At 72.0% G+C, this 23,232-nt stretch carries 22 protein-coding genes; 8 read left to right on the top strand and 14 right to left on the bottom strand.

All coding sequences use genetic code 11. From position 1 onward, the window contains the following. The first annotated feature begins 1 nt into the window (after window position 1). The 4 genes from ACWD1Z_RS28930 to ACWD1Z_RS28945 are packed head-to-tail and all read left to right on the top strand — an operon-like array spanning window position 2 to window position 4,894. Entirely contained in the window at window positions 2–964 is a 963-nt protein-coding gene (locus ACWD1Z_RS28930; RefSeq protein WP_451122526.1) for an ABC transporter permease, read from the top strand. Further along, window positions 961–2,934, top strand: coding sequence for a dipeptide/oligopeptide/nickel ABC transporter permease/ATP-binding protein (locus ACWD1Z_RS28935; RefSeq protein ID WP_451122527.1), 1,974 nt, complete (start codon window positions 961–963; stop codon window positions 2,932–2,934). Before ACWD1Z_RS28930 ends, ACWD1Z_RS28935 begins: the two co-directional genes overlap by 4 nt. A gap of 23 nt (window positions 2,935–2,957) precedes the next feature. Beyond that, on the top strand, window positions 2,958–3,971 hold the full coding sequence (locus tag ACWD1Z_RS28940; RefSeq protein ID WP_451122528.1) for an oligopeptide/dipeptide ABC transporter ATP-binding protein: 1,014 nt from the start codon (window positions 2,958–2,960) through the stop codon (window positions 3,969–3,971). After that, window positions 3,968–4,894, top strand: coding sequence for a dihydrodipicolinate synthase family protein (locus ACWD1Z_RS28945; RefSeq protein WP_451122529.1), 927 nt, complete (start codon window positions 3,968–3,970; stop codon window positions 4,892–4,894). Before ACWD1Z_RS28940 ends, ACWD1Z_RS28945 begins: the two co-directional genes overlap by 4 nt. Here ACWD1Z_RS28945 and ACWD1Z_RS28950 read toward each other — a convergent pair. From ACWD1Z_RS28950 to leuA, 6 genes are all read right to left on the bottom strand, one after another. Beyond that, on the bottom strand, window positions 4,891–6,075 hold the full coding sequence (locus ACWD1Z_RS28950) for a sialidase family protein (protein WP_451122530.1): 1,185 nt from the start codon (window positions 6,073–6,075) through the stop codon (window positions 4,891–4,893). The two genes, ACWD1Z_RS28945 and ACWD1Z_RS28950, sit on opposite strands and share 4 nt — an antisense overlap. 39 nt (window positions 6,076–6,114) lie before the next feature. Further along, a complete protein-coding gene (locus ACWD1Z_RS28955) occupies window positions 6,115–6,777 on the bottom strand; it encodes a response regulator (protein WP_451122531.1) in 663 nt (220 codons plus the stop codon). 60 nt (window positions 6,778–6,837) lie between these two features. Next, a complete protein-coding gene (locus ACWD1Z_RS28960) occupies window positions 6,838–8,004 on the bottom strand; it encodes a sensor histidine kinase (protein WP_451122631.1) in 1,167 nt (388 codons plus the stop codon). A gap of 103 nt (window positions 8,005–8,107) precedes the next feature. Beyond that, window positions 8,108–10,195, bottom strand: coding sequence for an MMPL family transporter (locus ACWD1Z_RS28965; protein WP_451122532.1), 2,088 nt, complete (start codon window positions 10,193–10,195; stop codon window positions 8,108–8,110). A gap of 138 nt (window positions 10,196–10,333) precedes the next feature. Further along, complete coding sequence (locus ACWD1Z_RS28970; protein WP_389416111.1) at window positions 10,334–11,029, bottom strand: tellurite resistance TerB family protein; 696 nt, start codon at window positions 11,027–11,029, stop codon at window positions 10,334–10,336. Between the two features lie 218 nt (window positions 11,030–11,247). Then, window positions 11,248–12,969: a 2-isopropylmalate synthase gene (gene leuA / locus ACWD1Z_RS28975; RefSeq protein WP_451122533.1), complete on the bottom strand. Its 1,722-nt coding sequence runs from the start codon at window positions 12,967–12,969 to the stop codon at window positions 11,248–11,250. 319 nt (window positions 12,970–13,288) lie between these two features. Here leuA and ACWD1Z_RS28980 point away from each other — a divergent pair, with 319 nt between their 5' ends. From ACWD1Z_RS28980 to ACWD1Z_RS28990, 3 genes are read left to right on the top strand one after another with little or no spacing between them, the layout of a single operon-like run. Beyond that, entirely contained in the window at window positions 13,289–14,362 is a 1,074-nt protein-coding gene (locus ACWD1Z_RS28980; RefSeq protein ID WP_451122534.1) for a M4 family metallopeptidase, read from the top strand. 20 nt (window positions 14,363–14,382) lie between these two features. Next, window positions 14,383–14,649, top strand: coding sequence for a protealysin inhibitor emfourin (locus ACWD1Z_RS28985; protein WP_451122535.1), 267 nt, complete (start codon window positions 14,383–14,385; stop codon window positions 14,647–14,649). 46 nt (window positions 14,650–14,695) lie between these two features. Next, the gene (locus ACWD1Z_RS28990) at window positions 14,696–16,018 is read left to right on the top strand and encodes a GH1 family beta-glucosidase (protein ID WP_451122633.1); all 1,323 of its coding nucleotides are present in this window, start codon (window positions 14,696–14,698) and stop codon (window positions 16,016–16,018) included. Window positions 16,019–16,025: 7 nt separating this feature from the next. Here ACWD1Z_RS28990 and era read toward each other — a convergent pair whose 3' ends face one another. Beyond that, window positions 16,026–16,979, bottom strand: a complete 954-nt coding sequence (era, locus tag ACWD1Z_RS28995) for a GTPase Era (RefSeq protein WP_451122536.1) — start codon at window positions 16,977–16,979, stop codon at window positions 16,026–16,028. A gap of 170 nt (window positions 16,980–17,149) precedes the next feature. On the opposite strand from era, the gene ACWD1Z_RS29000 reads away from it, so the two are divergent. Then, window positions 17,150–17,488, top strand: a complete 339-nt coding sequence (locus ACWD1Z_RS29000; RefSeq protein WP_315888081.1) for a P-II family nitrogen regulator — start codon at window positions 17,150–17,152, stop codon at window positions 17,486–17,488. Window positions 17,489–17,510: 22 nt separating this feature from the next. Here ACWD1Z_RS29000 and ACWD1Z_RS29005 read toward each other — a convergent pair whose 3' ends face one another. The 7 genes from ACWD1Z_RS29005 to ACWD1Z_RS29035 all read right to left on the bottom strand — a co-directional run bounded on the left by ACWD1Z_RS29005 (window position 17,511) and on the right by ACWD1Z_RS29035 (window position 23,077). Beyond that, window positions 17,511–17,984, bottom strand: coding sequence for a hypothetical protein (locus ACWD1Z_RS29005; RefSeq protein WP_451122537.1), 474 nt, complete (start codon window positions 17,982–17,984; stop codon window positions 17,511–17,513). 158 nt (window positions 17,985–18,142) lie between these two features. Beyond that, the gene (locus tag ACWD1Z_RS29010) at window positions 18,143–18,496 is read right to left on the bottom strand and encodes a cytidine deaminase (protein WP_451122538.1); all 354 of its coding nucleotides are present in this window, start codon (window positions 18,494–18,496) and stop codon (window positions 18,143–18,145) included. 23 nt (window positions 18,497–18,519) lie between these two features. Continuing rightward, the gene (locus tag ACWD1Z_RS29015; RefSeq protein WP_451122539.1) at window positions 18,520–18,879 is read right to left on the bottom strand and encodes an MmcQ/YjbR family DNA-binding protein; all 360 of its coding nucleotides are present in this window, start codon (window positions 18,877–18,879) and stop codon (window positions 18,520–18,522) included. Next, window positions 18,876–20,174, bottom strand: a complete 1,299-nt coding sequence (locus ACWD1Z_RS29020; protein WP_451122540.1) for a hemolysin family protein — start codon at window positions 20,172–20,174, stop codon at window positions 18,876–18,878. Before ACWD1Z_RS29020 ends, ACWD1Z_RS29015 begins: the two co-directional genes overlap by 4 nt. Next, window positions 20,171–20,668 carry an rRNA maturation RNase YbeY gene (gene ybeY, locus ACWD1Z_RS29025; RefSeq protein ID WP_186287118.1) on the bottom strand — a complete coding sequence of 166 codons (498 nt, stop codon included), beginning with the start codon at window positions 20,666–20,668 and terminating at the stop codon, window positions 20,171–20,173. Before ybeY ends, ACWD1Z_RS29020 begins: the two co-directional genes overlap by 4 nt. A 12-nt stretch (window positions 20,669–20,680) precedes the next feature. Beyond that, a complete protein-coding gene (locus tag ACWD1Z_RS29030) occupies window positions 20,681–21,754 on the bottom strand; it encodes a PhoH family protein (RefSeq protein WP_451122541.1) in 1,074 nt (357 codons plus the stop codon). Window positions 21,755–21,931: 177 nt separating this feature from the next. Next, on the bottom strand, window positions 21,932–23,077 hold the full coding sequence (locus ACWD1Z_RS29035; RefSeq protein WP_451122542.1) for a carbohydrate kinase family protein: 1,146 nt from the start codon (window positions 23,075–23,077) through the stop codon (window positions 21,932–21,934). Between the last annotated feature and the right edge of the window lie 155 nt (window positions 23,078–23,232).

The raw sequence follows: 23,232 nt of genomic DNA on the forward strand, positions 1-23,232 counted from the left end.
CATGACCGCGGTCCTGCGGATTCTGCTCCGCCGTGTCCTGCTGCTCGTCCCGCTGATGCTCGGCATCGTGCTGTTCGTCTTCGTGGTGATGCGCTTCTCGGACGTCGACCCGGCGTCCGCCTTCTTCCAGGGGGCGAACCCCACCCCCGAGCAACTGCACCGGTTCCGCGAGGACAACGGCCTGCTGGACCCGATGCCGGTGCGCTACCTCGCCTTCGTGGGCGCCCTGCTCCACGGCGACCTGGGCATCAGCGCGCTCACCCGCGGCGAGGTGATCGACCAGGTGCTGACCGCCCTGCCGCTCACCATGCAGCTCACCTTCCTCGGCCTCGGCATCGCCATGGTGCTGGCGCTGTTCGGCGGCGTCACCGCGGCCGTCTACCGCGACCGGCTGCCGGACCAGATCATCCGGGTCGTCTCCCTGACCGGCGTGGCCGCGCCCGGCTTCTGGCTGGCGCTGCTGATGATCCAGTACCTGGCGGTCGACCTGGGCTGGTTCCCGGCGGGCGGCTACATCAACCCGGCGGACTCCTTCACCGGCTGGCTGAAGACGATGACGCTGCCCGCGCTCGCCCTGTCCCTCCCGGTGGCGGCCCAGCTCACCCGGATCGTGCGGACCTCGGTGGTGGAGGAACTGGACAAGGACTACGTCCGTACGGCGATCGGCAGCGGTCTGCCGCCCCGGGTGGTGGTGGGCCGGAACGTGCTCCGGAACGCCCTGGTCAATCCGCTGACCGTGCTCGGACTGCGGGTGGGCTACCTGCTGGGCGGCGCGGTCGTCATCGAGACGATCTTCTCGCTGCCCGGCATGGGCAAGCTGATGATCGACGCGGTGAAGAACGGCGACCCCGCGGTCGTCCAGGGCGTGGTGCTGACCACGGCGTTCGGCTTCGTGATCGTCAACCTCGTGATCGACGTGCTCTACCTGCTGGTCAACCCGCGACTGAGGGATGCGACCGCATGATCATGACGCGCAGGAGCCTCACCGAGGCCCTCTCCCGCCCCGGCATCCGGCTGCGCGGCCGGCGGCGGCTGCCCCTGATGTCGAAGCTGGCGCTCTGCTTCCTGGCGCTGGTGGTCCTCGTCGCGGTGTTCGCGCCGCTGCTGGCCCCGTACGATCCGCTGGACCAGCAGCCGCCGGTCGACGGCACCGGGCATCCCTCCACCGCGTACTGGATGGGCCAGGACAGCCTGGGCCGGGACATCCTCAGCCGGCTGATGTACGGGGCCCGCTGGTCCCTCGCCATCGGCCTCGGCGCCACCGGGCTCGCCCTGGTGGCGGGCGCGCTGATCGGGGCGGTCGCGGCGACCTCCCGCAAGGCGGTCGACGAGACGCTGATGCGCTGCCTGGACGTGGTGATGGCGTTCCCCGGGATCGCCCTCGCGGCCGTCCTGGTGGCCGTGTTCGGCGGCGGGATCACCGTCCTGATCTGCGCCATCGCCTTCCTGTTCACCCCGCCGGTGGCCCGCGTGGTGCGCGCCAACGTCGTCGACCAGTACGGCGAGGACTACGTCACCGCGGAACGGGTGATCGGCGCCCGCACCCCGCACATCGTGTGGCGGCACGTGGCCGTCAACTGCGCGGCCCCGGTGCTGGTCTTCTGCACCGTGCAGGTCGCCGAGGCCATCGTGTTCGAGGCGTCGCTGTCCTTCATCGGCGCGGGGGTGCGGCCGCCCGACCCGTCCTGGGGCAGTGTCATCGCGGACGGCAAGAACATGGTGCTGACCGGGGGCTGGTGGGCGACGGTCTTCCCGGGCCTGGTGATCCTGTTCACCGTGCTCTCGCTGAACATCCTGTCCGAGGGCGTCTCGGACGCGTGGGCGGCACCGGCGGCCCGGGAGGTGGAGGTCCCGAAGGAGGCGGACCCGGTCGAGGCGCCCGAGCCGGGCGGTGGCGCGGTGGTCGCCCTGCCCGGCCTGGCCGAGGCGGCCCGCCGGCTGCGGACCCGGGCCCGGCCGCTGCCCGCGGGGGCCCAGCCGGTGCTGGCCGTGGAGAACCTCGCCATCGGCTTCGAGGGGCGTCACCGGGGCGTGGACATCGTCGACGGCATCAGCTTCGAGGTGCAGCCCGGCGAGGTGCTGGGCCTGGTCGGCGAGTCGGGCTGCGGCAAGTCGCTCACCGCGCTGACCGTCATGGGGCTCCAGCCCCGGGGCGCCCGGGTCAGCGGCCAGGTCCGCTTCCACCACCGGGACCTGCTGGCCGAGCCGATGCGGGCGCGGCGCAGACTGCTCGGCCACGAGATGGCGATGGTCTACCAGGACGCCCTGTCCTCCCTGAACCCGGCGATGACCATCCGCGCCCAGCTCAAGCAGGTCGTACGGCGCGGTGGCCGGCGCAGCCCCGGGGAACTGCTCACCCTGGTCGGCCTCGACCCGGAACGCACCCTGCGCAGCTACCCGCACGAGCTCTCCGGCGGCCAGCGCCAGCGCGTGCTGATCGCCATGGCCCTGTCCCGCGACCCGCAGCTGATCGTCGCCGACGAGCCGACGACCGCGCTGGACGTCACCGTGCAGGCGCAGATCATGGCGCTGCTGCTGCGGCTGCGCGAGGAGCTGGGCTTCGCGCTGATCCTGGTCTCGCACGACCTGGCCCTGATCGCGGACGTCACCGACCGGGTGGTGGTGATGTACGGCGGACAGGTCGTCGAGACCGGGGTGACCGCCGACCTGGTGGAGGCACCGGCCCACCACTACACGCGCGGGCTGCTCGGCAGCGTGCTGTCGCTGGAGGGGGCCGCCGAGCGGATGACGCAGATCAAGGGCGTCGTCCCGTCCCCCGCGGACTTCCCCGCAGGCTGCCGCTTCACCGACCGCTGCCCCCGGGCGACGGAACGCTGCCGCACCACCCCGCCCGACCTGCTGGGCACCCCCACCCACACGGCCGCCTGCCACCACCCGGCGGTCGCCCTGGCGCCGACGGAGGCCGTGCAGTGAGCACACTCGACGGAGGCCGTGAGATGAGTGCGATCGTCGAACTCTCCGGCGCCGACGTCGTCCACAAGGCCCGCAGCGGCGGGCTGTTCGCGCGGGACCGGGTGTACGCGTTGACCGGTGCCGATCTCACCGTGGCGCCCGGTGAGACCGTCGGGGTCGTGGGCGAGTCGGGGTGCGGGAAGTCGACGCTGGCGAAGGTGCTGGTGGGGGTGGAGCGGCCGACCGCCGGGACGGTGGCCTTCCGGGGGCGTGACCTGTGGAGGATGTCGGCGGACGAGCGGCGCAGGACCGTGGGCCGCAGCACCGGCATGATCTTCCAGGACCCCTCGACCGCCCTGAACCGGCGCCTGCCCATCCGGCGGATCCTGCGCGACCCGATGGACGTCCACGAGGAGGGCACCCGACGCGAACGGGAGGAACAGGTAAGGGAGTTGATGGCCCTGGTGGGTCTGCCCCGGGCCCTCGCCGACGCCCTTCCCGGCCAGCTCTCCGGCGGTCAGCGGCAGCGCGTCGCCATCGCCCGCGCCCTCGCCCTCGACCCGGACCTGGTGGTGGCGGACGAACCGACCAGCGCGCTGGACGTGTCGGTCCGCGCCCAGATCCTCAACCTCCTGCTCGACCTCAAGGAGCGCCTGGGCCTGTCCCTGGTCTTCGTCTCGCACGACATCCAGACGGTCCGCCGGATGAGCGACCGCGTGATCACCATGTACCTGGGCCGGATCGTGGAGGAGACCCCGGCCGACCGGGTGACCGACCGCTCCTGTCACCCGTACACCCGCGCCCTGTTCTCCGCCACCCCCGGCCTGCTGGACCCGGTCGACCCGATCCCGCTGACCGGACCGGTCCCCTCGGCCACCCGGCCGCCCAGCGGCTGCCCCTTCCGGACGAGGTGCTGGAAGGCGACGGAGCTGTGCGCACAGCAGATGCCCGGATTCTCCGACGCGTCCACCCCGGGGCACCGGTACCGCTGCCACCATCCTGTCGAGGAGGACCGGTCGACCCGCGACCTGGCACAGCCCGCAACGGAGCCCTCATGAACACGCTCACCGGTGTCGTCCCGCCCGTCTGCACGCCCCTGACACCGGACCGCGAGGTCGACGTCCCCTCGCTGCTCAGGCTGGTCGACCATCTGATGGACGGCGGAGTGCACGGCCTGTTCGTGCTCGGCTCGACCTCCGAGGCGGCCTACCTGACGGACCGCCAGCGTCGGCTGGTGGTGGAGACGGTGGCCCTGCACGTGGGCGGCCGGCTGCCGGTGCTGGCCGGGGTGATCGACATGACGACCCCCCGGGTGCTGGACCACGTGGGCGAGGTGGTCGCGGCCGGGGCGGACGCGGTGGTGGCGACGGCGCCGTTCTACACCGCGACCCACCCCGCCGAGATCGCCCGCCACTACCGGCTGATCGCCGCCGAGAGCCCGGTCCCCGTCCTCGCCTACGACATCCCGGCCGCCGTGCACACCAAGCTCCCCGCCGAGCTGGTCCTGGACCTGGCCGCCGAGGGCGTGCTGGCCGGGCTCAAGGACTCCAGCGGCGATCTGGCCGGGTTCCGCGAGATCGTCACCGGCGCCCGCGCCCGCCCCGGCCTCACCGGCTTCACCCTGCTCACCGGCTCCGAGCTGCTCGTCGACGCCGCGCTCGCGCTGGGCGCGGACGGCGCGGTGCCCGGCCTCGCCAACGTCGACCCGCACGGCTACGTCCGGCTGGACCGCCTGTGCCGGGCCGGCGACCGGCACCGGGCCCGGGCCGAACAGGAGCGGCTGTGCGCCCTGTTCGGCATGGTCCGGACCGGCGACCCCACCCGGATGGGCGGCAGCTCCTCGGCGCTCGGCGCCTTCAAGGCGGCCCTGCATCTGCGCGGGATCATCGACTGCCCGGCGACCGCGGAGCCCCAGGTGCCGCTCGGCGCCGAGGAGACCGAACGGGTCGGCAAGCACCTCGCCGCGGCGGGGCTGCTCTAGAGCGCGTCCACCGGCAGCCGGCGGAACTCGATCGTCTCGTACGGGCTCTTCGCCCCCGTCTCGTACAGCACCCCGACCGTCGCCGGGTCGACCTGGACCAGGTCGGAGTAGGCGGCCCGCTGCTGGGACAGGGTCACCGCCTTGGTGAACGTCGCCCCGCCGTTGCCGCTGCGCCACACCGCCATGGCCTGCCGCGAGGTGGGCACCGACGGACCGGAGAACAGCAACGGCGCGCCGAACCCGGGAAGTTGCAGGACGCTCGCCTGCACCACCGGCACCTCGTTGAGGGTGGGCTGGATCGCGTACGGGCGGGCCAGGGTCCGCGCCCCGTCCGCCGACCAGCTGTCGATCCGGTGGCCGATGTCGGCGCCGTGCTGGTCGCGGGCGTTGAAGTAGAGCCTGCCGTCGGGGAGTTCGGCGGCCGCGGTCTCGTTGGCGTTGTGGCTGTTGTCGTAGACGTCGTCCATGAAACCGATGTGCCAGGTGGTGCCGCCGTCGTCGCTGTAGATGGCGTGGCCGCCGTAGTACTTGGGCTCCTGGCCGGAGTCGGCGGAACCGGGCGCCGGGGCGGCCGAGTGGTTGGACGGGACCACCAGCCGGCCCGGGTGCGCGCCGTGGCGGAGGGCGACGGCGTGTCCGGGGCCGGTGGCGTACCAGCGCCAGTTCGCCCGCTTCACCTGATCGGTGATGTCCCGCGGCGCGCTGAAGCGCACGCCGTCGTCCCAGCTCTTCTGGACGAAGACCCGGCGGCTCTGCTCCGGTGTCACCTCGCCCCGCATGATCTGACCCTCGGTCACCGTGCCGCCGTTGTAGGAGGTGACCAGGACGATCGCGCCCGTAAGGGGGTCCACCACCGGCGACGGGTTGCCCCGGGTGTCGCCGTTCCCGGCGGCCACCACTCTCAGGGGGCCCCAGGTGCAGCCGCCGTCGGAGGAGCGTCGGACGACGACGTCGATGTTCCCGGTGTCGCCCGCGCCGTCGTGCCGGCCCTCGGCGAAGGCCAGCAGGGTGCCCAGGCGGGTGGTGATCGTCGCCGGGATGCGGTACGTGTCGTAGCCGCCCTGCCCCGAGACGTACGGGACGGAGGACGTGCATTCGGCGGCCGCCGAGGCCCGGCCGGTCGCGGTGAGCGGGGTGAGGAGTACTGCGGTGACGAGGAGTGTGCGGGTCAGGAGGGTCATCGAGCTCCCTTGACGGAATGTCAGGCATTGACCTGTCCGTCACATGGTTCCCGGAGTCACCAGACCCGACTCGTAGGCCACGATCACCAGCTGGGCCCGGTCACGTGCCCCGAGCTTGCCCATGATGCGGCTCACGTGGGTCTTCGCGGTGAGCGGGCTGAGCCCCAATGCCTCAGCGATCTCAGTGTTGTTGAGGCCGCGCGCGACCAGTGTGAGCACCCCGCGCTCCCGCTCGGAGAGGCACTCGGGACCGCCCACGGCCGGGGTCGAGGGGCTGCGCAGAAATCGCGCGATCAGCCGTGCCGTGGGGCCCGGCGACAGCAGTGCCTCACCGGCGGCGACCGTGCGGATCGCGTCCAGGAGTTCCGCCGGACGGGTGTCCTTGACCAGGAAGCCGGAGGCCCCGGCCCGCAGCGCCTCCACGATGTGCTCGTCGGTGTCGTACGTCGTCAGCACCAGCACCCGCACCCCGGCCAGGTCCTCGTCGGCCGCGATCAGCCGGGTGGCCTCGATGCCGTCGAGGTCGGGCATGCGGATGTCCATCACCACCAGGTCGGCCCGCTCGGTGCGGGCCAGCTCCAGCGCCTCCCGGCCGGTGCCGGCCTGCCCCACGACCTCCATGTCCGGCGCGGACTCGACGAGCATGGCGAACGCGGCCCGGACGAGGGTCTGGTCGTCGGCGAGCAGGACGCGGATGGTCACGTGGCTCCTCCCAGCGGTAGTACGGCGGTCACGGGGCTGCTCCCAGCGGTAGTACGGCGGTCACGGGGTTCCGCCGAGGGGCAGTACCGCGGTCACCCGGAAGCCGCCCCCAGGGCACGGCCCGGCGTCGAGGGTGCCGCCCACGCTGCGGGCGCGCTCGCGCATGCCGACCAGCCCGAAGCCCGGCGTCTTCCCGGGGGCCGGCCCGGAGCCGTCGTCGCTGACCGCGAGGTGCAGGGCGCCGTCCTCCTCGTGCAGGTCGACGGCGACGGCCGGTTCGGGTCCGGCGTGCCGTACGGCGTTGGTGAGCGCCTCCTGCACGATGCGGTAGGCGGCGGCGCCGACGGCGGGGGGCGCCTGCCGGACCCGTACCGTCTGCTGCACCTTGGCGCCCGCGAGCCGGGCCGCCGCCACCAGGTCGGGCAGTCCGTCGAGGCCGGGCAGCGGGCCGCGTCCGTCCGTGCCGGGCTCGCGCAGCACCTCCAGGGTGGTGCGCAGTTCGCCGCGCGCGCTGCGGCAGGTCCCGGCGATGTCGTCGAGGGCCTTGGCGACCGTCTCCCGGTCCAGGCGCTCGGGGTCGGCGGCCAGCACGTGGGCGGCGACGGAGGTCTGCACCCCGATGAGGGTGATGCTGTGGGCGAGCAGGTCGTGCAGGTCGCGGGCGATGCGCAGGCGTTCCTCGGCGACCCGGCGGCGGGCCTCCTCCTCGCGGGTGCGCTCCGCGCGGTCGGCCCGTTCGACGATGGCGGCGATGTACTGGCGGTAGTAGCGCACGTCGATGCCGACGAAGATGACGGCGAGGACCCAGCCGTAGATGCGCAGCAGTTCGGCGGCCTGCTTGTGCTCGCCGAAGGTGAGCATCGCGGCCAGGGAGAGGCCGAGGCCGGCGGTGGTCACCAGGAGGGTGCGGGCGGGGCGTTGGGTGACGGTGACGGTGTACAGCGCGATGAACGATGCGGGGACGGGCGCGCTGTGGTTGTTGTCCAGGGCGTGGTACGGCAGGACGAGCGCCACCACCGCCGCGAACACGAGCAGCGGCCCGCGCCGCCGCCACACCAGCGGCACATGGGCGGCGATCAGGAGCGTCCAGCCGAGGGCGTCGGGCCGGCGGGCGTCGTCGCTGACCAGCGCCAGGCAGACGGCCGCACCGGCCGCCACCGCGGCGAGCAGCGCGTCGTTGCGGGTGCCGTGCGGGGCGGTGGTGGGGTCACGGTTGATCGCGGCCATGATCCGCTCGCCGATCCGGGGGCGCGCCGCTGGGGTGTTTGGCTGCACGGGGTCATCTTCCGCTGCGAGGGCGCCCCTCCGGGAGGGAGGGGCGCCCGGTCGGTCAGTGAGCGGCTGCGGTGATCCGCTCCGGTTCCTTCGGGGGTACGGGGTTCTCGGGCTCCTCGGACAGGGCGCCCGGCCACCACAGCTTGCGGCGCAGGGCGACGCTGGCGCTGGTCACCAGGTAGGTGCGGACCAGGAAGGTGTCGAGGAGCACGCCGACGGCGATGACGAAGCCCAGCTCGACGAGCTGCACCATCGGCATGCTGGTGAGCACCGCGAAGGTGGCGGCGAGGACCAGTCCCGCGGAGGCGATGACACCGCCCGTGGTGCGCAGCGCGGTCAGCGCGGCCGGGACGGGTTCGGCGCCGTTCAGGGACTCCTCGCGCATCCGGTGCATCAGGAAGATGCCGTAGTCGACGCCGAGGGCGACCAGGAAGACGAAGGAGAGCAGTCCGAGCCCCGGATCCGTGCCCTCGAACCCGAACACCGGCCCGAAGACCAGCCCGCCGATGCCGAGGGCGGCGGCCCACACGGCGACCACGGCCGCCACCAGGATCAGCGGCGCCACGATCGAGCGCAGCAGCGCGACCAGGATGAGGAACACGGACACCAGCACGATCGGCACGACGATCATCCGGTCGCGGGCGTTGGTGTCCTTCAGGTCGATCTGCTCGGCGCTCGGTCCGCCCACGTAGGAGCCGTCGAGCCGGTCGCGCAGGTCCTCGATGGTCGCGGTCTCCCCCGCGGACTGCGGTGCCGCGGCGGCGAGCACGGAGATCTCGGTCCAGCCCTCTCCGGTACGTCCGGGCGCGGCGCTGTCGACGCCCTCGGTGCCGCGGACGGCGGCGAGGGTGGCCGCGGCGCGGTCGGCGGGGGTGATGACGGTGATGGCCTGGGTGGAGCGCTCGGGGTAGGCCGCCGCGAGCGTCTCCATGGCGGCGACCGCGTCGGGCTTGCTGGTGAAGGAGTCCTCCTGCTTGAGATTGCCGGGCAGGTTGAACGTGCCGAGCGCGAGCGCTCCGAGCAGCAGGGCGCCGCCGACGAGCACGGTCACCGGCCGGCGCCCGGCGGAACTGCCCATCGCGGCGAACAGCGACCGGCGGACCTTGGGGCTGCTGCCGTAGCGCGGGATCAGCGGCCAGAACACGCGCCGCCCGAGCAGCACCAGGACGACGGGCAGCAGCGTCAGCATGGCGACGAGCGCGCACAGCACCCCGACGGTGCCGAGCGGACCCATGCCCCGGCTGGAGTTGAGATCGGCGGCGAGCAGACAGAGCAGTCCGGCGGCGACGGTCCCGGAGGAGGCGAGCACGGCGGGCCCGCAGCCCCTGAGCGCGGCGGCCATGGCGTCGTACGGCCGTTCGATGCGGCGCAGTTCCTCGCGGTAGCGGGCGACGAGCAGCAGGGCGTAGTCGGTGCCCGCGCCGAAGACGAGGATCGTCATGATCCCGGAGCTCTGGCCGGACACGGACGTGCCGAACCACTGGTTGAGCCCGTAGGCGACGGCCATGGACAGGTAGTTGGCGACCCCGGCGACGACGAGCGGCACCAGCCAGAGGAACGGGCTGCGGTAGATGACGATCAGCAGCAGCGCCACCACGGCGACGGTGGTGTAGAGCAGGGGCCCGTCGAGCGAGTTGTAGACCTCGGCGGCGTCGGTGGCGAGGGCGCCCTCGCCGCCCACCTCCACGCTCAGCCCGTCGCCGCCCCGGGCGACGTCCCGCACGTCGTTGACGAGTTCGTCCCGGGCCTTCTCGTCGGTGCCGGGCTCGTTGCTGGCGACGGGGTACATCAGGGTGGTGCCGTCCTTCGACGGCACCCCGGCGGGCTCACCGGTCAGCCGGTGCGCCCCGGCGATCTCGGCGATCTGATCGGCGGCCGTGTCCTTGTCGGCCTGCGTGAGCCCGCCGTCCCGGTGGTAGACCACGATCATCTGCGTGGTCTCGCCGCCGGGCAGCCGCTCCTGGATCCTGGCGACCTGCGTGGAGTCCGCGCCGGCCGGCAGATAGTCCACGGCCCGGTCCCGCTGCACGTCGGCGAGTTTCGAGGCGAACGGCGAGGCGATCGCCAGCACGACGATCCACAGCCCGAGCACGAGCCAGGGAATGCCCCGCCGTCGTCGTACGGATGTCCTTACGGCCCCCATCAGACGGGCCCCCCTCCGGTGCGGTGTCTGGGTCGTCTCCAGACTCCCGGCGCGAAGGGCCGTGTTCGTCGGGCGCGAGGGCGAGGTGGACGCTACTTCCGCGGGTGGCTGAAAGCCGCCGTTACTCCCCGGGGAGTACTACGACGGAGTACGGGCCGCCGCCAGCAGCCGGGTCACGTCGTCCCCGCAGATCGTCAGCGCCGCGCCCACGGTGCTCAGGACTTCCCGCTCGGCGGGGGTGTACGGGCCGTCCGCGAGGGCGATGCGGGCGCCCTGGAGGAGGATCGACTCGCGGCCGGCGGGGGCCAGGTGCGGGGCGAGGGGGTCCAGGGCCTCGTGCAGCTCTATGGCCAGGCCCGCTCCGCAGGGTTCGCCCAGGACGCGGCCGGTGTCGGCGGCCAGGGCCTCGACCAGGGCGTCCAGCTGCTCCTCGGTGCAGTCGTCGAAACCGGCCGCGCGGACCGCGCAGGCGGCGGTCTCCAGGGCCGTACGGGCACAGGAGCCGCCCGCGGCGAGGACGGCGAGGGCGACGGTGTGGACGGCGTCGCGGAGCATCGCGGAGAAGCGGGTGGTGGTGGGGTGGTCCAGGACGTCGGTGCCGAAGTGCCGGCGGCAGGCCGCGCACTCCACCACGGGCCCGGTCTCACCGCGCGGCAGCACCGGTACGCCCAGCAGGGTGAACCGGCGCCGGCCGGTCAGCCGCTGGTAGTTGCGGTCGCCTCCGCAGCCGGGACAGAAGAACTCTCCGTCACCGACGGCCGTCCACGCGGTCCGGTTGCCCAGGATGCGCGCAGGCCTCGCGGCACGGCCGTTTCGTCCCCGTCCTGGCAGCACGTCGCACCTCCGCGTGACCTCGCGGCAACATCGCCGCGCTTGCGTGATGTTAGCCACATCCCGCCGACCTAGTCAGCACCTTGGACGAGACCTTTCCGTGACCTGCGCGAGGATTGGCTTGTATACGCCGGGTCAGTGCGGCCCACCCAGGGGCGCGGGGAACTGCGCGACCGGCCACGACGGCGCAGCAGTCGCCCCACGACCTGGCGCGGCAATTCCTAGCGCGCAGCCCTGTTCACGGCGGAGACGACCGCCTTCAGCGAGGCCCGCGTCGTGTTCGCGTCGATCCCGATCCCCCACAGCACCTTGCCGTCGATCGCGCACTCGATGTACGACGCGGCCTGCGCGGACGCGCCCTCGCTCATCGTGTGCTCCTGGTAGTCCAGCAGCCGCACGTCGATGCCGATGGACTGCAGGGCGTCGAAGAAGGCCGAGATCGGACCGTTGCCGGTACCCGTCAGCACGGTGTCCTCACCGTCGACGGTCGCCTCCACGCGCAGCACGTCCACACCGTCGGTGTCGGTCGTCGACTGCCCGTTCCTGACCTGGATCCGGCCCCAGGGGTTCTCGGGGTTGGGCAGGTACTCGTCCTGGAACACCGACCAGATCGCGGCGCCGGTCACCTCGCCGCCCTCGGCGTCCGTCTTGGCCTGGATGAGCCGGGAGAACTCGATCTGCATCCGGCGCGGCAGGTCCAGCTTGTGGTCGTTCTTCAGGACGTACGCGATGCCGCCCTTGCCGGACTGCGAGTTGACCCGGATGACCGCCTCGTAGGAGCGGCCGACGTCCTTGGGGTCGATCGGCAGGTAGGGGACCGCCCACTCGATGTCGTCGACGGTGACGCCCTTCGCGGCCGCCTCGGCCTCCATGGCGTCGAAGCCCTTCTTGATGGCGTCCTGGTGGGAGCCGGAGAAGGACGTGTAGACCAGGTCGCCCACGTACGGGTGGCGCGGGTGGACCTCCATCTGGTTGCAGTACTCCCACGTACGACGGATCTCGTCGATGTCGGAGAAGTCGATCTGCGGGTCGACGCCCTGCGAGAAGAGGTTCATGCCCAGGGTGACCAGGTCGACGTTGCCGGTGCGCTCGCCCTGTCCGAACAGGCAGCCCTCGACGCGGTCGGCGCCGGCCATCAGCGCCAGCTCGGCGGCGGCGACGGCGGTGCCGCGGTCGTTGTGCGGGTGGATCGACAGGCAGACGTGCTCGCGGCGGGACAGGTTGCGGCCCATCCACTCGAAGCGGTCGGCGTGCGTCGACGGGGTCGAACGCTCCACCGTGGCGGGCAGGTTGAGGATGATCTCGCGGCCCGGGCCGGGCTGGTAGACGTCCATCACCGCCTCGCAGACCTCCAGCGCGAAGTCCAGCTCGGTGTCGGTGAAGATCTCGGGGCTGTACTGGTAGCCGAACTCCGTCTCCGGGCCCAGCAGCTTTTCGGCGTACTCCATGACCAGGCGGGTGCCGTCGACGGCGATCTGCTTGATGTCGTCCCGGGAGCCGCGGAACACCACCCGGCGGAAGACCGGCGCGGTGGCGTTGTACAGGTGGACGGTGGCCCGCTTGGCGCCCTTCAGGGACTCCACGGTGCGCTCGATCAGGTCCTCGCGGGCCTGGGTCAGTACGGAGATCGTGACGTCGTCGGGGATGGCCCCGGGCTCCTCGATGATCGACCGCACGAAGTCGAAGTCGGTCTGGCCGGAGGCGGGGAAGCCGACCTCGATCTCCTTGTAGCCCATCTTGACCAGCTGGTCGAACATCCGGCGCTTGCGCTCGGGCGACATCGGGTCGATCAGGGCCTGGTTGCCGTCGCGCAGGTCGGTGGAGAGCCAGCGGGGGGCGGTGGTGATGCGCTGCTCCGGCCAGGTGCGGTCCGGGATGTCGACCTGCTCGTACCGGCCGTACTTGTGGATCGGCATGGAACTGGGCTGCTGGCGGTTCGCCATGATTGCGGGGCTCCTCAGGATGTCCGGAAGGACGGCCGACGACGCAACGCGAAGCTCCGCGGGGAGGGAGTCGACCTGGACTACAGGCCCTCGCCGCGGCAGCTAAGAAGGAGCAGCCCGAAAAGCATGATGCGCAGCATGCTAGCCGAGCCGCCCGCGATGCGGCGGTGCGTATCACTATGCGGGACCGTCGGGACGAACGGGACAAAAAGTGCGCCATACCACTCCGTGACCGTCCGCCGGGCACCTTGTCGGCACATTTCACCAATCATGGTGGCCGCTAGTGACAGAATCGTCACGCAGTGCGATGGTGCCGGGCATGACGACCAACGGGGGCCATGAGCCCGTCTTCTGCACCGTCGTACCGCCCCACATCCTCGACAAGCTCGCCCAGGCCGAGGACCCCGTGCTCGCCGGCCCGGCCCGCCGGACCCTCCAGCGCGACGCCTACGAGCGCACCCACCGCCGGCTGACCACCGTGCTCGGCGCCCCCGCCGTCCCGACGCCCCCCGGGGCCCGGCCCGGCACGCCGCGGCGCACGGTGTACGACGCCCGGCACGGCACCGGCCTGCCCGGCAGGAAGGTCCGCGCGGAGGGCGAGGAGCCCGGCAAGGACGCCACCGTCAACCGCGCCTACGCGGGCCTCGGCGCCACCTTCGAGCTCTTCCTCCAGGCCTTCCGGCGCGACTCCATCGACGGCGCCGGGCTGCCGCTGGACGCGACCGTGCACTACGACAAGGACTACAACAACGCCTTCTGGAACGGCGAGCAGATGGTGTTCGGCGACGGGGACGGGGAGATCTTCCTCGACTTCACCATCCCCATCGACGTCATCGGGCACGAACTCGCCCACGGCGTCACGCAGTACACCGCGAACCTGACCTACTTCGGCCAGCCCGGCGCCCTGAACGAGTCGGTGTCGGACGTCTTCGGCGCGCTCATCAAGCAGTACACGCTCGGCCAGACCGCCGCCGAGGCCGACTGGCTGATCGGCGCCGGGCTGCTCGCCCCGCGGGTGACGGGCAAGGCGCTGCGCTCCATGAAGGAGCCGGGCACGGCCTACGACGACGACGTCCTCGGCAAGGACCCGCAGCCCGCGACGATGGACGACTACGTCCGCACCGGCCGCGACAACGGCGGCGTGCACATCAACTCCGGCATCCCCAACCGCGCGTTCTACCTCGTGGCCACCGCCCTCGGCGGCCACGCCTGGGAGCGCGCCGGGCAGATCTGGTACGACGTGCTGACCGGCGGCGAGCTCACGACGCAGGCCCTGTTCGCCGACTTCGCCACGCTGACCGCCGCCGCCGCGCAGGCACGGTACGGCGACGGCAGCGAGGAGCTCCAGGCCGTGCGCAAGGCGTGGGAACAGGTCGGGGTGCGCACCCTCTGATTCCGTACTAGACAGGTCCCATGCGTATTCAGGTGAGGCGCACGGGCGGATTCGCGGGCATCGAGCGGCACGCCGAGGTGGACACCTCCGGCCGGCCCGACGCACCCGAGTGGCACGCCCTGGCCGAGCAGGCGGTCGCCGCGGGCCGGGGCACGCCGCCGGTCGGGGTGCCCGACGGGTTCCGCTACCAGATCACGGTGGACGGAAGGACCGTGTACTGCTCCGATCCCCGGCTGACCGGGGAACAGCGCACGCTGATCACCAGAGTGCTGAAGGAAGGCGCGTAACCGCCCGTCTCCGCCGGGCCGTTGACACCCCGTCTGCCGGGTGCCGATGATCCGGCGCATGGCGACTCAAGAGCACCCGATACCCCGGTTCCCGGCGGGCTTCCTGTGGGGCGTGTCGACGTCCGCGCACCAGATCGAGGGCGCGGCCGAGCTGCGCGAGCCGTCCGTGTGGGACGCGTTCACGCAGGTGCCGGGCCGGGTGAAGGACGGCTCGACGGCGGCGGTGGCCTGCGACCACTACCACCGCTACCGCGAGGACGTCGCGCTGCTGGCGGGCCTCGGCGTGGGCGCCTACCGCTTCTCCGTCTCCTGGCCGCGGGTGAACTCCCCCGGCGGGCTGGACTTCTACGACCGGCTGGTGGACGAGCTGTGCGCGGCGGGCGTCCGCCCGGTGCCCACGCTCTTCCACTGGGATCTGCCGGCCGGCCTGGACTGGCTGGAGCGGGACACCGCCGCCCGGTTCACCGAGTACGTGTCGGTGGTGGCCGAGCGGCTCGGGGACCGCGTACACCAGTGGATCACCCTCAACGAGCCCGCCGAGCACACCCTGTTGGGCCACGCCCTCGGCACCCACGCCCCGGGCCGGCGGCTCCTGTTCGACGCGCTCCCGGTCGCCCACCACCAGTTGCTCGCCCACGGTCTGGCCGTACGGGCGCTGCGCGCGGCCGGGGTCGGGGACGTCGGGATCGCCAACTCCCACGCGCCGACCTGGCCGGCGTCGCGGGAGCCCGCCGACGTGGAGGCGGCCGAGTTCTACGACGTCCTGCTCAACCGCCTGTTCGCGGACCCCGTGCTGCTCGGCGCATACCCGGCCGGGATCGGCGAGTTGATGCCGGGCGACGTCGAGGCGGATCTGAAGGTCATCGGGGAGCCGGTCGACCGGTACGGCATCAACTACTACGCGCCGACCAGGGTGGGCGCCCCGCAGGGCACCGAGATCGAGTTCGGCGGGATCACCATGCCCGCCGAACTTCCCTTCTCCGTGCGGGAGATCGAGGGCGTCCCGGTCACCGACTTCGGCTGGCCGGTGGTCCCGGAGGCGCTCACCGAGCTGCTCACCGGCTTCCACGAGCGCTACGGCGACCGGCTCCCGCCCGTCGTCATCACCGAGAACGGCTGCTCGTACGACGGCCTCGACGACCGGGACCGGATCGCCTACCTCGACGGCCACATCCGCGCCCTGCACCGGGCGACGGAGGCGGGTGTGGACGTCCGCGGCTACTTCGTCTGGTCGCTGCTGGACAACTTCGAGTGGGCCGAGGGGTACGCGCGCCGCTTCGGCCTGGTGCACGTCGACCACGACACCCAGGAGCGAACCCCGAAGGCGTCGTACCACTGGTACCAGGAGATGCTCCGGGCCCAGGGCTGACGCGCCCTCAGAATCCCAGCTTGCGCAGCTGCTTGGGGTCTCTCTGCCAGTCCTTGGCGACCTTCACGTGCAGGTCCAGGAAGACCGGCGTGCCCAGCAGCGCCTCGATCTGTTTGCGGGACTTGATGCCGACCTCCTTCAGGCGCTTGCCCTTGGGGCCGATGATGATGCCCTTCTGGCTGGGGCGCTCGATGTAGACGAAGGCGTGGATGTCCAACAGCGGCTTGTCGGCGGGGCGGTCCTCGCGGGGGAGCATCTCCTCCACCACCACGGCGATGGAGTGCGGCAGCTCGTCGCGGACGCCCTCCAGGGCCGCCTCGCGGATCAGCTCCGCGATCATGACCTGTTCGGGCTCGTCGGTGAGGTCGCCCTCGGGGTACAGGGGCGGGCCCTCGGGCAGCAGCGGGACCAGCAGGTCCGCCAACAGGTCGACCTGCTGGTTCGCGGTCGCCGACACCGGGACGATCTCGGCCCACTCGACGCCCAGCTCCTTGCCGAGCTGGTCGATCGCGATCAGCTGCTCGGCGAGCGTCCTGGAGTCGACCAGGTCCGTCTTGGTGACGATGGCGACCTTCGGGGACTTCTTGATCGCCGCCAGTTCCTTGGCGATGAAGCGGTCACCGGGGCCGATCTTCTCGTTCGCCGGCAGACAGAAGCCGATCACGTCGACCTCGGCCCAGGTGGTGCGGACCACGTCGTTCAGCCGCTCGCCGAGCAGGGTGCGCGGCTTGTGCAGGCCGGGGGTGTCCACCAGGATCAGCTGGGCGTCCGGGCGGTGCACGATCCCGCGGACGGTGTGCCGGGTCGTCTGCGGCTGGTCGGCGGTGATGGCCACCTTCTGCCCGACCAAAGCGTTCGTGAGGGTGGACTTGCCCGCGTTGGGGCGGCCGACGAAGCAGGCGAAGCCGGCCCTGTGGCGGGCCTCGGCCGGCTCTTCGGAAGACTGGGTACGAACGCTCATGCCGCCCATTCTCCCTGATCCACGGAGCCCCGCCGCACAGACGTCCGTCCCGCGCCGGGCAACCGGTCCCCCGGGGCCTTACGGTGCGTGCCGGGAGCGCATACGATCACGGCGTCCCGGGGCGAGGCGCCCCGGCCTGCTCCGCTCTCTTCCCCCCAGAAGGCCACGGCATGAAGCTCATCACCGCGATCGTCAAGCCCTACCGCCTCGACGAGGTGAAGTCGGCGCTCCAGGAGCTGGGTGTGCACGGTCTGACCGTGACCGAGGCGAGCGGCTACGGCCGGCAGCGCGGCCACACCGAGGTGTACCGCGGCGCCGAGTACCAGGTCGACCTGGTGCCCAAGGTGCGGATCGAGGTGGTCGTGGAGGACGCCGACTCCGACGCCGTGATCGACGCGATCGTGAAGGCCGCGCACACCGGCAAGATCGGCGACGGCAAGGTGTGGGCGCTGCCCGTCGAGACCGTCGTACGGGTCCGGACGGGCGAGCGCGGCCCCGACGCGCTCTGAGGGGCCACGCCCGCCCACCGGATCAGAACACGAACGGGCCCGGCGACTGCGGCGCCGTCGCCGTGCAGGTGATGGTGATGCCGAGGACCGTCATCGTCAGCGAACCGCCGTACGCCTCCAGGCTGTCGCCCAGGGCCACGGTGCCGGGCAGCGGGCCGACCCGGACCGGGTCGCCGGCGGCCATCGCCGGGTTCTCGGTGGCCGTGAAGACGGTCGTGCCGCCGTCCGCCTTCACCAGGGTGAGGGTCGAGGCGATGGAGTCCTCGCCGAGCGCGATCGGCGCGGTGATCGCAGCGGAGTCGAGGGTCATGGTGGCGGCCGTCCCGTCCTGGGTGGCCGTCAGGGTGGCCGCGCCGCCACCGAAGCCGCCGCAGTCGGCGTCGATCGTGGCCGAGGTGGGGGTGACGGCCGCGGCGGTGGGCGCGAGGACGAGTCCGGTCAGGGCGAGTGTGCCGGCCGCGAGTGCCGCACCGGTGCCCAGGCGTGTGCCTCTCATGGGGTTCCGGGTCCCTTCGGGTGTGGGGGGACCGACGGGGCCGTGCTCCCGGCAGGTGGGTGCGGACACACTGCGCGCGGATCGGATCTGACGGCCCGTCGGAACGTACGGTCCCATTGATGCGCGAGAGACGGACCCCGGCAAGGATGAATTCCGGACTACTCCGCGGGCACGGTCCGCCGCACCGCGCCGTCGGTCCCGGCGAGCAGCACCGGCGTACCGGCCCCGCCCAGGTCCCGTACGGCCGCGAGATCCTCGGCCGCCGCGCTCTGCGCCTCCGTCACCACGGCCGCCGCCTCCAGCGACTTCGCCCCGGACGCCACGGCCATCGCCACCGCCGTCCTGAGCGCGCTCAGCTTCAGCGAGTCCAGCTCCACGGTCCCGGCGACGTACGTACGTCCCGTCTCGTCGCGTACGGCGGCACCCTCGGCCACGCCGTTGCGGGCCCGCGCGGAACGGGCCAGGGTGACGATCTTGCGGTCCTCGGGGTCAAGCGCGTTGCTCTCGGTCATGCCCCGAGCATACGAAGTGCCCGTCAGGGCCGGTCCAGGCGGAGCCGCTCGGCGCGCGGCAGTCCGGCGACGACGAGGTCGTAGGAGTCCTCGACGAGTTCGCGGACCAGGCGGTCGGGCAGGCCGCCGTCGACGGTGACGGTGTTCCAGTGCCGCTTGTTCATGTGGTAGCCGGGGACGACGAGCCCCGGATGCTCCTCGCGCAGCCGGATCGCGTCCTCGGGGTCGCACTTGAGGTTGACCGTCAGGGGCCGCGCGTCCAGGTTCGTCAGCGCGAACAGCTTGCCGAGGACCTTGAAGACGGAGGTCTCCGGGTTGAACGGGAAGTCCTCCACCACGGCATTGAAGGACAGGCACAGGGCGCGCAGCTCCTTGGGGGTCACTCGTCCTCCTCGCCTTCCTTCGCGGCGCCCACCGGCTCCACCAGCACGGTCACGATCTTGTTCCGGCGGCCTGCCGCGGCCTCCGCCGTCAGCCGCAGCTCCCGGTCGTCGGGGAGCCTGACGACGGCCGAGGCACCGGCGATCGGGACCCGGCCCAGCGCCTTGGCGAGGAGTCCGCCGACGGTCTCCACGTCCTCGTCGTCGTACTCGTCGAGGCCGTACAGCTCGCCGAGGTCGGTGATGTCCAGGCGGGCGGTGACCCGGTAGCGGTCCTCGCCCAGGTCCTCCACCGGCGGCAGCTCCCGGTCGTACTCGTCGGTGATCTCGCCGACGATCTCCTCCAGGATGTCCTCGATGGTGACGATGCCCGCGGTGCCGCCGTACTCGTCGATGACGACGGCGACGTGGTTGCGGTCCTGCTGCATCTCGCGCAGCAGGTCACCGGCGTTCTTGGTGTCGGGCACGAAGGCGGCGGGCCGCATCGCGGTCGACACCAGCTCGCTCTCCGCGTCCCGGCTGATGTGCGTCTTGCGGGCGAGGTCCTTCAGGTACACCATCCCGACGATGTCGTCCTCGCTCTCCCCGGTGACCGGGATGCGCGAGAAGCCGGACCTGAGCGCGAGGGTCAGGGCCTGGCGGATGGTCTTGTAGCGCTCGATGACGATGAGGTCGGTGCGCGGCACCATGACCTCCCGCACGAGGGTGTCGCCGAGTTCGAAGACGGAGTGCACCATCCGGCGCTCGTCGTCCTCGATCAGGGACTCCTTCTCGGCGAGGTCGACCAGCGCGCGCAGCTCGGCCTCGGAGGCGAAGGGGCCGCGGCGGAAGCCCTTGCCGGGGGTGAGGGCGTTGCCGAGGAGGATCAGCAGGGACGGGATCGGGCCCATGATCCGGGCGAGCGGCAGCAGGACGTACGCCGCGGCCGTCGCGGTGTTCAGCGGGTGCTGGCGGCCGATGGTCCGGGGGGAGACGCCGACGGCGACGTACGACACCAGGACCATGACCGCTATCGCCACCAGAAGTGCCTCGGTGGTGCTGGAGAACTCCTGGAGGCAGGCGTAGGTGACGAGCGCCGCCGCGGCCATCTCGCAGGCCACGCGGACCAGCAGCGCCACGTTCAGATAGCGCGTCGGGTCGGCGGCGATCTGCGCGAGCTTGGCGCTGCCGCGCCGCCCCGAGCGTGCGGCCTCCTCGGCGCGGAAGCTGGAGACGCGCGCCAGGCCCGCCTCCGCGCAGGCGGCGAGCCAGGCGACCACGACGAGCGCGATCGCGCCGAGGACCAGTTGCACACTCATGAGACGGTCGGAGCCGGGGAGGGACCGGTCAGGCCCTTCTCCGCACGCCAGCCGTCCACGATCGCCGCCTGGAGTCCGAACATCTCGGCCTTCTCGTCGGGTTCCTCGTGGTCGTAGCCGAGCAGGTGCAGCACGCCATGGACGGTGAGCAACTGGAGCTCCTCGTCCATGGAGTGCTGCGTCGGCGCTTCCTCGCCCTGCCGCTTGGCGACCTCGGGGCAGAGCACGATGTCGCCGAGCAGGCCCTGCGGGGGCTCGTCGTCGTCCTTGGACGGCGGCCGCAGCTCGTCCATCGGGAAGGACATGACATCCGTCGGGCCGGGCAGGTCCATCCACTGGATGTGCAGCTGCTCCATGGCGTCGGCGTCCACGACGATCACCGAGAGCTCGGAGAGCGGGTGGATGCGCATCCGAGCGAGCGCGTAGCGGGCGATGTCGAGGATCGCCTGCTCGTCGACCTCGGTTCCGGACTCGTTGTTGACGTCGATCGACATGGTCGTGCTGGTCTACTTCCCCTTGGAGCCCTTGGCAGCCGTCTTCGACCGGCCCTTGTGCGTGCCGTTCTCGGTGCCGTGCTTGCTGTCGTACACCTCGTACGCGTCGACGATACGGCCGACCAGCTTGTGCCGGACGACGTCGTGGGACGAAAGCCGGGCGAAGTGGACGTCGTCGACGCCCTCCAGGATGTCCTGCACCTGCCGCAGACCGGACTTGGTGCCGGACGGCAGGTCGACCTGGGTCACGTCACCGGTGATGACGATCTTCGAGTCGAAGCCGAGGCGGGTGAGGAACATCTTCATCTGCTCGGGGCTCGTGTTCTGGGCCTCGTCCAGGATGATGAAGGCGTCGTTGAGGGTACGGCCGCGCATGTAGGCCAGCGGCGCGACCTCGATGGTCCCGGCGGCCATGAGCCGCGGGATGGAGTCGGGGTCGAGCATGTCGTGCAGCGCGTCGTACAGCGGGCGCAGGTAGGGGTCGATCTTCTCGTACAGGGTGCCCGGCAGGAAGCCGAGCCGCTCGCCCGCCTCGACCGCGGGGCGGGTCAGGATGATGCGGTTGACCTGCTTGGACTGCAGCGCCTGCACCGCCTTGGCCATGGCGAGGTAGGTCTTGCCGGTACCGGCGGGGCCGATGCCGAAGACGATCGTGTGCTTGTCGATCGCGTCGACGTACCGCTTCTGGTTGAGGGTCTTCGGGCGGATCGTGCGTCCGCGCGAGGAGAGGATGTTCTGGGTGAGCACCTCGGCCGGGGTCTCGGGGGTCCCCTCACCGCTCTCGCTCGCCCGGAGCATGGCGATCGAGCGTTCCACTGCGTCCTCCGTCATCGGCTGTCCGGTGCGGAGCACCAGCATCATCTCGTCGAACAGGCGCTGGACAAGGGCGACTTCACGGGCCGCGCCGACCGCGCTGATCTCATTGCCCCGGACATGGATGTCGACCGCCGGGAAGGCCTTCTCGATCACACGCAGGAGGGAGTCACCGGACCCCAGCACGGTCACCATGGGGTGCTGGGCGGGGACGGTGAACTGTGCTCTCGCCTGCCCCTGCGCGGATGTGTGAGCTGTGGGTGTCTGAGTCATGGGCCGGCTCTGTAGGCCTTGCTCGTCCTCCTCGAAACGGTGCGTCCGCCACAGGGGCGGCCTGGCGATTCCAGGGTACGCCGCACGACTGACAAGCCTGTAGGCCTTTTCCGCCGCGGTGACCCGATCGACTCGGCCCGGCCCCGATCGACACCGCTCGACTCCGCTCGACTCCGCTCAGGCGGAGCGGCCGAAGCCGATCGTCGGGACCGCGCGGCGCAGCGGCCAGGGGCGGGCCGGCTCCGTGGGGACCAGGCCGGCGAGGAAGGCGTAGCGGCGCAGCGCCGCCGGGTCCTGGTCGTCGTAGGACTGGATCCTGCGCCACCAGGCGCCGATCTCGGCCCAGCCGGGGGCCGAGAGGGAGCCGCCGAACTCCTGGACGGACAGGGCGGCGGTCAGGCCCGCGAAGGCGAGGCGGTCGGCGAGCGGCCAGCCGGCGAGGGTGCCGGCGACGAAGCCGGCCACGAAGACGTCCCCGGCGCCGGTGGGGTCGAGGGCCTCCACGGCGATGGCCGGGACCTCGGCGCTCTCGCCGGTGCGCCGGTCCACGGCGTAGGCGCCCTCGGCGCCGAGGGTGACCACGGCGAGCGGCACGTGCGCGGTGAGGGCGTGGGCGGCGGCGCGCGGGCAGGTGGCGCCGGTGTAGCGCATGGCCTCCTCGGCGTTCGGCAGGAACGCCTCGCAGTGCGCGAGGTCGGTGAGCCCGGCGAGGTCCCAGGCGCCGGTCTCGTCCCAGCCGACGTCGGCGAAGATCCGGGTGCCCTTGGCGGCGGCCTGGGCGATCCAGGGGGCGCTCTTTCCCGGTTCCAGGGAGGCGACGGCGGCACGCGCGCGTGGGGGGCAGTCGGGGGCGGGCTCCTCGGGGGGCGGTTCGTGGCCGTGGGAGACCATCGTGCGTTCGCCCTCGTAGGCCATGGAGACGGTCACCGGGGAGTGCCAGCCGGGGACGGAGCGCGAGGAGGTCAGGTCGATGCCCTCGCCCTGCTCCAGGGCGTCCCAGCAGTACTCGCCGTAGTGGTCGTCGCCGAAGGCCGCGGCGAGGGAGGTGCGCAGGCCGAGGCGGGCCAGGGCGGTGGCCATGTTGGCGACGCCGCCGGGGCTCGACCCCATGCCGCGGGCCCAGGACTCGGTCCCGCGCACCGGGGCGGAGTCGAGCCCGGTGAAGATGATGTCCAGGAAGACGGTGCCCGTGAGATACACGTCCCAGGGCGGATCGGCGGGGGTGCGCAGCGCGGCCAGGGGGTCGACCTGGGCCGGGCACTGCGGCCTCCCGGCGATGGCGGCGGAGGGTCCCTTTCCGGTGGACGCGGCGGACGCGATCACGGTGCGCTCCCTGACGTGGTGCGGTTCAGGCCAGTGTGCACCACCCCACTGACAACGCGCCGCCGCGCACACCGGCCCCACCGGTCGCGCCGGGCCGTCCCGGGCCCGGGGGCCGCCCCGGCGGGCCGGCACCGGGCACCACCTCCCCGGGAGGC

The sequence above is a fragment of the Streptomyces sp. NPDC002784 genome, assembly GCF_053592135.1.

Coding starts and splice junctions, on each gene's coding strand:
- ybeY (WP_186287118.1), bottom strand. CDS start 20,668: ATGTCGATCGACGTCAACAACGAGTCCGGAACCGAGGTCGACGAGCAG.
- ACWD1Z_RS28985 (WP_451122535.1), top strand. CDS start 14,383: ATGCGTATTCAGGTGAGGCGCACGGGCGGATTCGCGGGCATCGAGCGG.
- ACWD1Z_RS28930 (WP_451122526.1), top strand. CDS start 2: ATGACCGCGGTCCTGCGGATTCTGCTCCGCCGTGTCCTGCTGCTCGTC.
- ACWD1Z_RS29030 (WP_451122541.1), bottom strand. CDS start 21,754: ATGACTCAGACACCCACAGCTCACACATCCGCGCAGGGGCAGGCGAGA.
- ACWD1Z_RS28990 (WP_451122633.1), top strand. CDS start 14,696: ATGATCCGGCGCATGGCGACTCAAGAGCACCCGATACCCCGGTTCCCG.
- ACWD1Z_RS28980 (WP_451122534.1), top strand. CDS start 13,289: ATGACGACCAACGGGGGCCATGAGCCCGTCTTCTGCACCGTCGTACCG.
- leuA (WP_451122533.1), bottom strand. CDS start 12,969: ATGGCGAACCGCCAGCAGCCCAGTTCCATGCCGATCCACAAGTACGGC.
- ACWD1Z_RS29000 (WP_315888081.1), top strand. CDS start 17,150: ATGAAGCTCATCACCGCGATCGTCAAGCCCTACCGCCTCGACGAGGTG.
- ACWD1Z_RS29005 (WP_451122537.1), bottom strand. CDS start 17,984: ATGAGAGGCACACGCCTGGGCACCGGTGCGGCACTCGCGGCCGGCACA.
- ACWD1Z_RS28960 (WP_451122631.1), bottom strand. CDS start 8,004: ATGGCCGCGATCAACCGTGACCCCACCACCGCCCCGCACGGCACCCGC.
- ACWD1Z_RS28965 (WP_451122532.1), bottom strand. CDS start 10,195: ATGGGGGCCGTAAGGACATCCGTACGACGACGGCGGGGCATTCCCTGG.
- ACWD1Z_RS28940 (WP_451122528.1), top strand. CDS start 2,958: ATGAGTGCGATCGTCGAACTCTCCGGCGCCGACGTCGTCCACAAGGCC.
- ACWD1Z_RS28945 (WP_451122529.1), top strand. CDS start 3,968: ATGAACACGCTCACCGGTGTCGTCCCGCCCGTCTGCACGCCCCTGACA.
- ACWD1Z_RS29010 (WP_451122538.1), bottom strand. CDS start 18,496: ATGACCGAGAGCAACGCGCTTGACCCCGAGGACCGCAAGATCGTCACC.
- ACWD1Z_RS28935 (WP_451122527.1), top strand. CDS start 961: ATGATCATGACGCGCAGGAGCCTCACCGAGGCCCTCTCCCGCCCCGGC.
- era (WP_451122536.1), bottom strand. CDS start 16,979: ATGAGCGTTCGTACCCAGTCTTCCGAAGAGCCGGCCGAGGCCCGCCAC.
- ACWD1Z_RS28950 (WP_451122530.1), bottom strand. CDS start 6,075: ATGACCCTCCTGACCCGCACACTCCTCGTCACCGCAGTACTCCTCACC.
- ACWD1Z_RS29020 (WP_451122540.1), bottom strand. CDS start 20,174: ATGAGTGTGCAACTGGTCCTCGGCGCGATCGCGCTCGTCGTGGTCGCC.